Source organism: Bacteroidales bacterium (assembly GCA_017521245.1).
In the GTDB taxonomy this organism is placed as follows: domain Bacteria; phylum Bacteroidota; class Bacteroidia; order Bacteroidales; family G3-4614; genus Caccoplasma_A.
This window is the reverse complement of record JAFXDI010000051.1, coordinates 52,695-65,601: the sequence shown is the minus strand read 5'-3', so window position 1 is coordinate 65,601 and position 12,907 is coordinate 52,695. Positions and strand designations below refer to the sequence as shown.

The 12,907-nt window shown below is 39.3% G+C and carries 11 protein-coding genes and 1 tRNA gene; 6 read left to right on the top strand and 6 right to left on the bottom strand.

Annotated elements, in window-relative coordinates; genetic code table 11:
* Positions 1-129 precede the first annotated feature (129 nt).
* The 5 genes from purT to IKK64_08155 form a co-directional block, all read right to left on the bottom strand.
* Positions 130-1,314, bottom strand: coding sequence for a formate-dependent phosphoribosylglycinamide formyltransferase (gene purT / locus IKK64_08175; protein ID MBR4120034.1), 1,185 nt, complete (start codon positions 1,312-1,314; stop codon positions 130-132).
* Between the two features lie 42 nt (positions 1,315-1,356).
* A complete protein-coding gene (locus IKK64_08170; GenBank protein ID MBR4120033.1) occupies positions 1,357-2,796 on the bottom strand; it encodes a LysM peptidoglycan-binding domain-containing protein in 1,440 nt (479 codons plus the stop codon).
* 9 nt (positions 2,797-2,805) lie between these two features.
* Positions 2,806-3,420 (bottom strand): hypothetical protein, encoded by a 615-nt coding sequence (locus IKK64_08165; protein ID MBR4120032.1) that lies wholly within the window; start codon positions 3,418-3,420, stop codon positions 2,806-2,808.
* A gap of 128 nt (positions 3,421-3,548) precedes the next feature.
* Entirely contained in the window at positions 3,549-4,427 is an 879-nt protein-coding gene (locus IKK64_08160; GenBank protein MBR4120031.1) for a ParB/RepB/Spo0J family partition protein, read from the bottom strand.
* A gap of 6 nt (positions 4,428-4,433) precedes the next feature.
* Complete coding sequence (locus IKK64_08155; protein MBR4120030.1) at positions 4,434-5,195, bottom strand: ParA family protein; 762 nt, start codon at positions 5,193-5,195, stop codon at positions 4,434-4,436.
* Between the two features lie 438 nt (positions 5,196-5,633).
* Here IKK64_08155 and IKK64_08150 point away from each other — a divergent pair, with 438 nt between their 5' ends.
* From IKK64_08150 to purB, 6 genes are all read left to right on the top strand, one after another.
* Entirely contained in the window at positions 5,634-6,698 is a 1,065-nt protein-coding gene (locus tag IKK64_08150; protein MBR4120029.1) for a DUF21 domain-containing protein, read from the top strand.
* Between the two features lie 52 nt (positions 6,699-6,750).
* The gene (locus IKK64_08145) at positions 6,751-7,338 is read left to right on the top strand and encodes a GNAT family N-acetyltransferase (GenBank protein ID MBR4120028.1); all 588 of its coding nucleotides are present in this window, start codon (positions 6,751-6,753) and stop codon (positions 7,336-7,338) included.
* 556 nt (positions 7,339-7,894) lie between these two features.
* Entirely contained in the window at positions 7,895-8,065 is a 171-nt protein-coding gene (locus IKK64_08140; GenBank protein MBR4120027.1) for a hypothetical protein, read from the top strand.
* 202 nt (positions 8,066-8,267) lie between these two features.
* On the top strand, positions 8,268-9,911 hold the full coding sequence (locus tag IKK64_08135) for a fumarate hydratase (GenBank protein MBR4120026.1): 1,644 nt from the start codon (positions 8,268-8,270) through the stop codon (positions 9,909-9,911).
* Between the two features lie 218 nt (positions 9,912-10,129).
* A tRNA-Val gene (locus IKK64_08130) sits at positions 10,130-10,204 on the top strand.
* 172 nt (positions 10,205-10,376) lie between these two features.
* Positions 10,377-11,723: an adenylosuccinate lyase gene (gene purB / locus IKK64_08125; protein MBR4120025.1), complete on the top strand. Its 1,347-nt coding sequence runs from the start codon at positions 10,377-10,379 to the stop codon at positions 11,721-11,723.
* 233 nt (positions 11,724-11,956) lie between these two features.
* Here purB and IKK64_08120 read toward each other — a convergent pair whose 3' ends face one another.
* On the bottom strand, positions 11,957-12,901 hold the full coding sequence (locus IKK64_08120; protein MBR4120024.1) for a nitronate monooxygenase: 945 nt from the start codon (positions 12,899-12,901) through the stop codon (positions 11,957-11,959).
* Positions 12,902-12,907: the final 6 nt, after the last annotated feature.

Sequence of the window (12,907 nt, the reverse complement as noted above, 5' to 3'; positions counted from 1 at the left end):
CGGTTTTAGCCGTTAGATAAAACAAGAGGTTGCATTTGCAACCTCTTGTTTTTTTATTAGTCTAATTAGTCCTATTAGACAAATTAGCTCTATTAGTTTAATTAGCTCTATTGGGCTAATAACTGAAAACTAATTAACAATTACTTTTAGTTTTGAGTATGCTCGTTCTGCTTTTGCAAGAGCCTTTTCTACTGTCTCGTCAAGAGCAAGGATTACTCCAAAACGGCGGTGTCCTTTAACCTCTTGTTTCCCGAATATTCTGATTTGAACGTCTGGCTCAGCGAGTACCTCTTCTAAGTTGTCAAATACAACGTCTGTTGAGTTACCCTCAACAACTATTGCTTTTGATGCTGATGCTCCGTAGAAACGGATGCCCGGGATGGGTAATCCAAGAATTGCACGTGCGTGAAGTGAGAACTCCGACATATCTTGCGAAATCATTGTTACCATACCTGTGTCGTGTGGGCGAGGTGATACTTCGCTAAACAATACTTCATCTCCTTTGATAAACAACTCTACTCCAAAGATTCCTCTGCCTCCAAGTGCGGCAGTAACTTTACCTGCTATATCTTTTGCAGCCTCAATTGCTTTGTCGCTCATTGGTTGTGGTTGCCAACTCTCGCGATAGTCTCCACTAACTTGGTGGTGTCCGATTGGATTTAGGAATGTTGTTCCTCCTACGTGGCGAACAGTGAGTAGTGTAATCTCATAGTCAAACTCAACAAATCCCTCAACAATAACGCGTCCTGCTCCTGCACGACCACCCTCTTGTGCCTCTTTCCAAGCTGGTTCAATATCTGCCTCGCATTTGATGGTGCTTTGTCCGTGTCCCGATGAACTCATAATAGGTTTAACAACACAAGGGATTCCAATCTCCTTTATGGCTGCCTCATACTCCTCTTTTGTTCCTGCAAAACGATAAGGAGAGGTCTTTATTCCCAACTCTTCGGCTGCAAGACGTCTAATACCCTCTCTGTTCATTGTTAGTAGAGTGGCATTGGCTGTGGGTATAACATTGTAACCCTCTTTCTCCAACTCAACAAGAGTAGATGTGGCAATGGCCTCAACTTCGGGGATAATAAAATCGGGTTTCTCTTTTTCGATTATCTCACGAAGTTTTGCTCCGTCTAACATTGAGAGTGTGTAAGAGCGATGTGCAATTTGCATAGCAGGAGCATTGTCGTAGCGGTCTAAAGCAACCACTTCAACTCCATAGCGTTGCAACTCTATTGCAACCTCTTTGCCTAATTCTCCTGAACCGCAGAGAAGAGCCTTGCACCCTTTCTCTGAAAAAATAGTTCCTAATTTAGCCATAATGTAAATTTATTAAATAAAGTTTATATTGTATTTAATTATTTATCTTGGAATCTTTAATACTTGCCCAACACGAATAAGATTTGAGTTAAGTCCGTTTGCGCTCTTTAGCTTTGATACGCTAACTCCATATCTCGAAGCAATAGAGCCTAACGTGTCGCCCGATTTAACCTTGTGCGATTTTGCAGTGCTTGTTCCGCTTGATGAATAACTCATTCCTGCACCGGGTACTTTAATGCTCTTTCCTGCACGAATATTGCTATTTTTTAATCCGTTCAACTCTTTAAGTTTGCTGACTGTTGTGTGGTATTTGCGTGCAATGGTTGAGAGTGACTCCCCGTTACGAATCTTATGATAACCATACTCTAACTTTGCCGGTTCAATTGTTTTTTGTCTTGCAAAATACTCTTGACGGTATTTGCTTATTGAGTCTTGCGAGTTTATATATGCGTATGTTAATTGAATGGGAAGCCTTAAATGGTATGGCTTTATATTGCCGGGAATAATATCGTTGCGATATTGAGGATTGAGTTCCCGCAACATCTCAATAGGGGTGTTTAATACCGCAGATATCTGTTGCAGGTTAATCCTCTCGTTTATAATAATTGTGTCGGTTGCCAATGGTATTTCGGCAGCAACAGGGCAGATATTATGCTCCTCGTAGTAGTTCATAATATAGTTGGCTGCAATGAATGCCGGAACATAGCCTCTTGTCTCGCGTGGCAGATGATGATATATTCCCCAAAAGTCGCGTTTGCCTCCTGAGCGAACAATTGCCTTATTTACATTTCCCGGTCCGCAGTTGTAGGCTGCAATGGCAAGACTCCAGTCGTTGTAAATATTGTATAGCTCTTTTAAATATTTAACTGCTGCTTCTGATGATTTTATTGGCGAGCGTCTCTCATCAACCAATGAGTTTACCTCTAACCCCAATGATTTAGCGGTCTTAGGCATTATTTGCCATAGTCCTGCCGCTCCAACACGTGATACGGCATTTGGTCGTAGTGCCGACTCTATAACTGGCATATATTTTAGTTCAAGAGGTAGCTCTTCTTTCTCTAATGCCTCTTCAAAAATAGGGAAGTAGTAATTGCCAAAGCCTAACATCGACTCTACAAGTTTTCTCCTATTTTCGGCATATAACGAGATGTACTGCTTTACAATACTGTTATATGGCATATCAATGAGGGTGGGTAGTTTTGATAGTCGGTCAATATATACCGAGTCGGGGAAATCGACATTCTGAGAACTTGTTATGCAAGAACTGTCAATGTTGGTAAATTTCTGTAAGTACCAATTTGAAAGAATAGAGTCATTTTCGCTCTCAAGACTCTCGATGATAACCAAGTTGTTGTCACTTATGGTATCTTTCAGTGTTACCACACTTAATGAATCAACACTCAACGAATCAATACTTTGTGCAAGTGCCGAGTTGAGCATTGTTGAAATAAATATTAATGTGATGAATATTATTTTTCTCATACTATATAGTTAAAAAACAAGTGAACATTGAAACCCTAAAACTGCTGGAGTTTTAACCGTAGGCTCCAAAACAGCAGGGGAGAGTTTCATCGACACATCGGGCGAAATATCAAAGGTATATAGCTGGGCATCAACATAAGCGTCAATCATTGCAAGACCATACACCGCCAACATACCTACAATACATAAATCCCTATTTCTTCTGTAAAAATCTTTCTTATTTTTTAGCGAGTTGCGAATCCAGTCTATATTGTTCTCAATCCACTCTTTGTTATCTCTGTAAGAGTAGGGTAGAAAATTTATATAACTATTGGCGTTGGGATCGTTGCTATAAGCATCGCGGTAGGCGTTAGAGTAGTCGGTGTAGTATCTGTTGTTAAACGATATACCGTAAGCCAATCCCATAAAACCTCCAATAACGATGGGTAGTTTCCAATACTTCCTATTATATATCTGTCCTGCTCCCGGCATTAAGGCTGAGTACCATACTGCCTTTGTGGGGTTTGGAATGAATACTTTGCTTGAGTCAACTGCAATTACTTCAATATCAGAGGTGTCAACCTCCATGATAATGTCGTTTGCATCCAAAAACAGAGTGTCGTTCTCAATTGAGGGACCTTTGATAAACTCTAACCCTTTGTCACTCTCCTGAGCATACGTATTACACACAAAAAGCATCAGCAACATTATGGTTGCAGTTGGAAACACTCTTTTTATGTTAATACTCTTAAACACTTCTAATGGTAAATGATTTAACTCTCGCTTACAATTTTACTGAGTAACTCTTTGATTCTCTCAAACTCCTTTTCATCTTTAAATGGGATTGAGATTTTTCCTTTGCCTGAGTCGTCGCAAACAATCTTAACCCGAGTTTTAAAGATAGAGATAAGCTCTCTTTTGTATGCGTCATACTCTGAGTTGTTCTTCTTTGCAGGTTTTGAAATTACCTCTTTTTCAGATGTAATCTCTTTTGCTCTCTCCTCAACCTTTCTGACCGAGTAACCATTAAGTTTTATCTCCTCATAGAGTTTGAGTTGAAGCGAAGCGTTATCAACCGCAAGTAAGGCACGAGCGTGCCCCATATCAATAACCTTGTTCTTCAATCCCAATTGAATTTCGGCAGGGAGTTTTAGCAGTCGTAAGTAGTTTGCTATTGTTGTCCTCTTCTTTCCAATCCTCTCGCTCAGTTTCTCTTGGGTAAGATTGTATTGCTCAATAAGTTTTTGGAAGGTTAGAGCAATCTCCACCGCATTTAAATCCTCGCGTTGTATGTTCTCAATAAGAGCCATCTCCATAACGGTCTCATCCTCAACGGTGCGAACGTATGCAGGCATACTCTTCAGCCCTGCAAGTTTGGCGGCACGATACCTGCGCTCTCCGGCAATAATCTGGTATGAATCATTGCCCATTTTGCGTAGCGATATAGGTTGTATAATACCCAACTCCTTAATTGAGGTTGCAAGTTCGTTGAGTGCCTCCTCATCAAACTCGGTACGAGGTTGGTCGGGGTTTGGTTTTATAAGGTCAATGTTAATCTCGTTGATTGATGAAGAGCCGGATGTCTTAATCTCATCCATTGTGATAAGAGCATCCAATCCTCTTCCGAGTGCATTACGTTTTATCATAACAATCGTATATTATTCTTTGTCAATAATCTCTTTGGCAAGTTGCATATAGTTTAATGCTCCACGCGAATCAGGATCGTAAAGCAAAACAGGCAATCCGTGACTTGGAGCCTCGCTTAATCTGATGTTGCGTTGAATGGCTGTCTTAAATACCATATCGCCAAAGTGTTGTTTTAGTTCATCAAAAATTTGATTAGCCAAGCGGAGGCGAGAGTCGTACATAGTCAATAAGAATCCCTCTACCTCTAACTGAGGATTAAGTTTTGATTTAATAATCTTAATCGTATTCAAAAGTTTGCTGATACCTTCAAGTGCAAAATACTCTGCCTGTACAGGAATTATAACACTATCGGCTGCGGTGAGCGAGTTGACGGTTATAAGTCCCAACGAGGGAGAACAGTCAATCAAGATGTAGTCATAATCATCTTTGACTTCGGTAAGCTGTTTCTCGAGCATACGCTCGCGATTCTCCATATTCAAGAGCTCCAACTCAGCACCAACAAGGTCGATGCGAGAAGGGATAACGTGCATATTCCTGACACAACTCTCCAGAATGGCATCCGAAGCATCTTGAGTTCCAATTAAACATTCGTATGTTGATATTTCACACTCCTTTGCGTTGATACCCACTCCCGAAGTTGCATTTGCTTGTGGGTCGGCATCAATCATTAATACTCGTTTATCAAGTGCGGCAAGCGAAGTTGCCAAATTTATAGAGGTGGTGGTCTTTCCAACTCCTCCCTTTTGATTTGCTATTGCAATTATTTTTCCCATAGTTCGGTTATTACGATTTACAAAATAAGCAAATTTTATCAAAACCTGCCATCTCAAATTTGAATAATCTGCCTAAATTGTTGATAAGTTTTTAAATACAGCGGTAAATAGGTCTTAAAATAGGAGTTTTTAACAATATAGAGGGCAAAAAATAGCATATAAACATCAATGAAAACCTCCCAATTGGTACTAAAAAAAATAATGGGATATGAAAACTAAAAACTTTTTATTACCTTTGCAAAACAGAAAATGAAGTTTTGGATTTTAAAATATCCAACAACTAACACTAAAAACTAATAACTTAAAATGTATCGATCCATATTCTTTGTGTATCGTGAATGACAAAGGCACCATATAAGTCATACACGAGTTTTTTATAAGTCTGGTCAATTAAACCCAAATTTGACATAGATGATTGTTTAATTTAAATTTAAATTTATGGGTCTGATTTTTTTATATCTATTTGGTGCATTATCAATATCATTTCTTTGTTCAATATTAGAGGCAGTTTTGTTGTCAACTCCTATGTCGTATATATCAATGAAAGAGGAGGAGGGAAGCAAAACAGCAAAACTTCTTAAAAAGTATAAAACCGAAATTGACGGTCCGGTAGCCGCCATTCTCTCATTAAACACAATAGCCCACACAATAGGTGCGGCAGGTGTAGGTGCCGAAGCAGGAAAGGTGTTTGGTGAAGAGTATTTTGGTGTAATATCTGCAATTCTTACAATACTTATTTTGGTATTCTCCGAAATTATACCAAAAACCATTGGTGCAAATAGTTGGAGAGTGTTGGCAATACCAGCAACCAAAATAATTAAAGTGTTGATTGTAATTACATATCCCTTTGTGAAATTATCAGAGTTTATAACAAAAATATTTGATAGAGGCGAACAAACCACTGTTAGTCGCGAGGAGGTATCTGCTATGGTTAACGTTGGTGTAGAGGAGGGAGTATTCCAAGTAAAGGAGAAAAAAATAATCCAAAACTTCATAAAACTCGACAGCGTTTTGGCAGAGGATATTATGACACCCAATCTGGTGGTGGAGAGTGTTCCTGAAACAATGACTGTAAAAGAGTTTTATGCTCTAAAAGATTTGTCGCACTCACGTATTCCTGTGTATAAAGATAATCGCGACTATATAACAGGTTATATATTACGTGCAACCGTATTGGAACGTTTGGCTGAGGATAAGTTTAATATTAAACTCTCTGATATAATGCGTCCAATGCTATCGTTTGGAGAAGAGACCTCAGTGTCGGAGATATGGGAAAAGATGCTTGAGAGTAAAGAACATATCTCAGTAATTACCGATGAATACGGATGTATGCGTGGATTGGTAACAATGGAGGATGTAATTGAGACAATGCTCGGTGTTGAGATTGTTGATGAATATGACAAGACTGAGGATATGCAAGAACTTGCTCGGGAACGTTGGCAAAAGATGAGTCAGCAACGAGCAGCGAAAATAGCAACGAAAACTAAGAAGAAAACTGAATAAAAAAGACTTCCGAGTAATCGGAAGTCTTTTTTACCAATAGAGATAAATTGCTATGAACAAAATAATACGTGAGGCAACAAAACAAGATTCTGACATTATTGCTAAAGTGGTGCTACTTGCCATAGGGGTAGATATAGAGAGGTTATCGGAACATACCTCTCCCTTTAATTATGAGTTGGTTAAAGCATTGGCCGAGCGAGAAGATAGTCAATACTCTTACAAAAACTGCTATGTGTGCGAGGTTGACGGTAAGGTGGCAGGAGCAATATGCAGTTACGATGGTGCAAGACTCTATGAGTTGCGTGAGGCACTCTTTCAGGAACTTGAAAAACGAGGCACTCAACTTGGTAAAAAGATAACTGATGAGTGCGAAAGTGGAGAGTTATATATCGACTCCCTTGCCGTATTTAAAGAGTTCAGAGGGTGTGGTATAGCCAAAGCATTAATTGCAAAGGTAGAGGAGAAATCTCGTGAACTCAACATCTCCATATTAGGACTATTGGTAGATAACGAAAACCCCAATGCTAAAAAACTCTACACCTCATTAGGCTTTACCTCTGTAAACATTCGTGAGTTTCTAGGAATGCCTATGACTCATATGCAAAAAGAGGTGCTGTTTTATGATGACAAATTAAATTAGTATCACAAAAGATGATGCTTACTTCTTCGCTCTTGTTGGTTTATGTCTCAATTAAGGCATATATATAATAGGTACAAATATATCTGTATAATTAATATGTTAAAATCAGCAAACCTAATAGCAAGTATGAGGTGACGATGTGTCATAATTAACAAACTACTGTGTTGTTTTCAATATTAGGGCTCAGTCATGTACTTCTTGTACACTTCTTTCGCCCTAAATTTCAACGCCTTGTATTTTATCAATTCTTACACACCTAAAAGAGACTGGGCCAAAATTTACATTTTGACACAGCCTCTTATTATTCGTAAAATATTAAGTTTATTTTCTCATCAATGTATTTAATATATATATATATTGCAAACTCACAAACTATCCTTTATATTTATTAATCCCCAAAAAATATTTATCGGTTGACAAACTGATAGAGAGCTTCTTTATGAAGGAGATTTCATAAAAAGCACTATACCTTTGCTCCGTAAAACTTACCTGAATAGAGTTATTCTCTCTCATACTTTATTCACTATTAACGAACCTCAATTAACAATAAAATTTTATGTCAAAAATTGAAATTATTAATAATATAAAATCTGAGTTACCCTCTTTAGATAAAATACAAAAAAAGAACATTAAGGGTTTAAAAGAGGCGTGCAATTCATTTATTAAATATAGAGGAGTAATGGATAATGAAGTAGCAGAACTCTATAAAAATTATAATTGGGAGTAGGGGGCAATCTCCTTAATATTAATATCCCTTTTGCTATTGTTTTAAATAACCTATTTTATTAACTTTGCAATGGATAAACCATTGCGAAAATAGGCGGCACCTCGGCATAACTCAAACAAGTTTGGTTCTGATCCCGGTTTGTACTATCTTCGCAGAATAAAGATTTCATTTTTGAATATGATTTATTTTTAAACTAAACGATATGGCAACAGAACCATTTAAGTATCAAGACCCCTTTGAGATGGGTAAGGATAACACTGAGTATTATTTGCTTACAAAAGATTATGTAAGCGTTAAAGAGTTTGGAGACAGAAAAATTGTTTGTGTTGAACCTGAGGGATTGACCGCTTTGGCAAAAGCGGCTATGAGAGACGTTTCGTTTTTGTTACGCAGAGAGCATAACGAGATGGTGGCCAAGATTCTTTCAGACCCCGAAGCAAGCGAGAACGACAAGTATGTAGCATTAACAATGTTGCGTAACGCTGAGGTTGCCGCTAAAGGACAACTTCCAGTTTGCCAAGATACAGGTACTGCCATTGTAATGGGTAAAAAGGGAGAGAACATCTACACTGGAGGTGGCGATGCTGAGGCTCTTTCAAAAGGTATCTATCAAACATATACCGAAGAGAATTTGCGTTACTCACAAAATGCACCTTTGGATATGTACAAAGAGGTAAACACCGGTTGCAACCTTCCTGCTCAAATTGACCTTTACGCTATTGATGGCGATGAGTATAAATTCTTATTTATGGCTAAAGGTGGTGGCTCGGCTAACAAAACTTATCTTTACCAAGAGACTAAGGCATTGCTTAACCCCGACTCATTGGTTAAGTTCTTAGTTGAGAAGATGAAGACTTTGGGTACTGCTGCATGTCCTCCATACCACATTGCTTTTGTTATTGGTGGAACTTCGGCAGAGACTAACCTTAAAACAGTAAAACTTGCATCAGCCAAATATCTTGACACTCTTCCCACTACTGGAAATGAGTTAGGACGTTCGTTCCGCGATGTTGAGTTGGAAAAACAAGTTTTGAAGGCTGCTCAAGAGGCTGGTATTGGTGCTCAATTTGGAGGTAAATATTTTGCTCACGATATCAGAATTATCCGTATGTCTCGCCACGGTGCAAGTTGTCCGGTTGGTTTGGGAGTATCTTGCTCGGCAGACCGCAACATTAAAGCAAAAATCAACAAAGATGGTATCTGGATTGAGAAGATGGATGATCAACCTGGAAATCTTATCCCCGAAGAGTTGCGTCAAGCAGGAGAGGGTGATGCAGTAAAAATCAACCTTAATCGCCCAATGAACGAAGTTCTTGCAGAGTTGAGCAAATACCCTGTTTCTACTCGCCTATCATTGAACGGAACAATCATAGTTGGTAGAGATATTGCACACGCTAAACTTAAAGAGCGTATCGACAACGGCGAAGGTTTGCCTCAATATATCAAAGATCATCCAATCTACTATGCAGGACCTGCTAAAACTCCTAAAGGAATGCCTTCAGGCTCATTTGGACCTACAACAGCAGGCCGTATGGATTCATACGTTGACCTATTCCAAGCAAACGGAGGTTCAATGATTATGATTGCAAAAGGTAACCGTAGCCAACAAGTTACTGACGCTTGTCACAAACATGGCGGATTCTATCTTGGAAGTATTGGTGGACCTGCTGCAATTCTTGCACAAAACAACATTAAGAGCGTTGAGTGCGTAGAGTATCCCGAGTTGGGTATGGAGGCTATCTGGAAAATTGAGGTTGAAGATTTCCCTGCATTCATCCTTGTTGATGATAAAGGCAACGACTTCTTTAAACAGATTAAACCTCTTTGTCTTGGTGGTTGCAAATAAGATAAACCATATATTTTATTTTAATAGGAGTGGAATTTTATTCTACTCCTATTTTTATTCTACTATTCACACGTTCCACAACCACTTGATATTTAAGACATAATAAAATTTAAAGATTTTCTGCGATATTTTTTTCAAAAAAAGTTAGTAAAAAATTTGGTGGATACAAAAAAGAGCATTACCTTTGCATCGCAATTGAGAAACAAACCTCTCAAAAAGGGCGTTTAGCTCAGCTGGTTTAGAGCATCTGCCTTACAAGCAGAGGGTCGGCGGTTCGAATCCGTCAACGCCCACAAAAAGGATAAAGCACTTGTCAAAAAGGCAAGTGCTTTTTTATTTTCATATATTCACTCCCCATTATCTTTTTACTCAATTCTAAATATATCACTCACAAAGGGGGATAGTACGCAAAAAAATTATTATCTTCGCACTATTATTCAGAAACTATATATAATTTTAAAAGATATGGAATTTTCACCACTTACAGCAGTTTCGCCTATTGACGGACGCTACAACTCTAAGACTTCGATGTTGGCAGACTACTTCTCGGAGTATGCACTTATTCGCTATCGCGTTTATGTTGAGATTGAGTATTTTATTGCTTTGGCAGAGATTAAACTTCCTCAAATGGAAGGTATCACCTCGGATATCTACCCTGCTTTGAGAAGTATCTACAAATGCTTTACCGAAGAGGATGCTAAACACGTTAAGGAGATTGAGAGCGTTACTAACCACGATGTTAAAGCAGTTGAGTATTTCATTAAAGAGAAATTTGATGCTATTGGTGGTTTGGAGGCTTATAAAGAGTTTATCCACTTTGGCTTGACTTCGCAAGATATTAACAACACCTCTATTCCTGTCTCTATCAAAGAGGCATTAACCAATGTTTATTACCCAGCTATTGAGGAGTTGATTGAGAAGTGTCGCACTTTTGCTGAGGAGTGGAAAGATATTCCTATGCTTGCAAAAACTCATGGTCAACCCGCTTCTCCTACTCGTTTAGGTAAAGAGATGATGGTGTTTGTATATCGTTTGGAGAAACAGTTGAATATCCTTAAAAACACTCCTATCAGCGGTAAGTTTGGTGGAGCAACAGGAAACTTTAATGCTCACCACGTTGCATATCCTGAGTACAACTGGAGAGAGTTTGCAAACAACTTCCTATCTAAAAACTTAGGTATTGAGCGAGAGGAGTGGACTACACAAATCTCAAACTACGACAACCTTGCCGCTCTCTTTGACGGTATGCGCCGCATAAACACCATTTTAATGGACTTGGATAAAGACTTCTGGCAATATATCTCAATGGAGTACTTTAAACAAAAAATTAAAGCGGGAGAGGTTGGTTCATCGGCTATGCCTCACAAAGTTAATCCTATCGACTTTGAGAACTCAGAGGGTAACTTAGGTATTGCAAATGCAATTCTTGACCACCTTGCAACAAAATTGCCTATCTCACGCCTTCAACGCGACCTAACAGACTCTACTGTTCTTCGTAACGTTGGAGTTCCTATGGGACACATGATGATTGCTATTGCTTCAACCATGAAAGGATTAGGAAAACTTCTTCTTAACGAAGAGGCGATTGCTGCCGACCTTAACAATATGTGGAATGTTTGTGCTGAGGCTATTCAAACTATTCTTCGCCGAGAGGGTTATCCAAAACCATACGAAGCATTGAAGGCTCTTACTCGCAAAAACTCTGTTGTTGATGCAAACTCTATCAGCGAGTTCATTGACACCCTTAACGTTAGCGAGGAGATTAAAGCAGAACTTCGCAAAATTACACCTATGAACTATACTGGTATGTAGTTATCAGTTAACAAACATTCGTTTGTTGAACTTGCTCTCGCTCAACAATACACAAATAAATTTTGTATTGTGTTCGCTTACTCGCAACTTTGTTAGTTAACATAGATTCGTTTGTTGAACTTGCTTTGATAATTTAATATATGCAAAAGAGTGTGTCTTGCAAGGCACACTCTTTTTATATAACACTACCCCGAAGGGGCAACTAAAAACCAAGCAACTACCCGAAGGGGTAACTAAAAAATTACCTCAGATACTCTTTTTATTGTTTCGTTAAACTCGGTTACAATATCTTCTACCGCTTGTTGTGCTGTTTCAGGTTCCGAGATTAAGGATGCAACTTGTCCAATCTCCAATTCGCCCTCCTCGAGGTCGCCCTCAAATATTCCTTTTTTGGCACGTCCCTTACCCAATAACTCTTTTAACTCTTCAACAGATGCTCCGCGTAATTCAGCCTCCTCAACCTGTTTGTAGAAGTTGTTTTTTATAAGTCGAGTGGGGGCGAGTTGTTTTAGCATCAGTTTGGTATCTCCCTCGTTTAAGCCTCGGCAAAGAGTTTTAAACTCTTCACTTGCCGAACTCTCCTCCGTCATAGCAAAGCGTGTTCCTATCTGCACACCCTCTGCTCCAAGCGAGAAGGTTGCAGCCATTCCGCTACCTGTTGCCACTCCTCCTGCTGCTATAAGCGGAAGGGTGGTTGCTTTGCGTACCGATGGAATCAAGCATAGTGTTGTAGTCTCTTCGCGTCCGTTATGGCCTCCTGCCTCAAACCCTTCGGCAACTACGGCATCAACACCAGCATCCTCACACTTCTTGGCAAAGAGTGCCGATGATACTACGTGTGCCACAACCGCTCCGTTCTGGTGTAGATAGTCGGTCCATTTCTTTGGACTACCTGCCGATGTAAAGACTATCTTTACACCCTCCTCCACTACTATCTGCATTATCTCCTCTATCTGAGGGTACATTAATGGGATGTTAACGCCAAAGGGTTTAGTAGTTGCTGCCTTACATTTTTGGATATGCTCTCTGAGAGTTTCGGGGTGCATCGACCCTGCACCTATCAATCCCAATCCTCCTGCATTGCTCACTGCAGCAGCCAATCTCCAGCCGCTACACCACACCATACCTCCTGCCACGATGGGGTATTTTATTCCAAAAAGGCTACATATTCTGTTCATAGTATC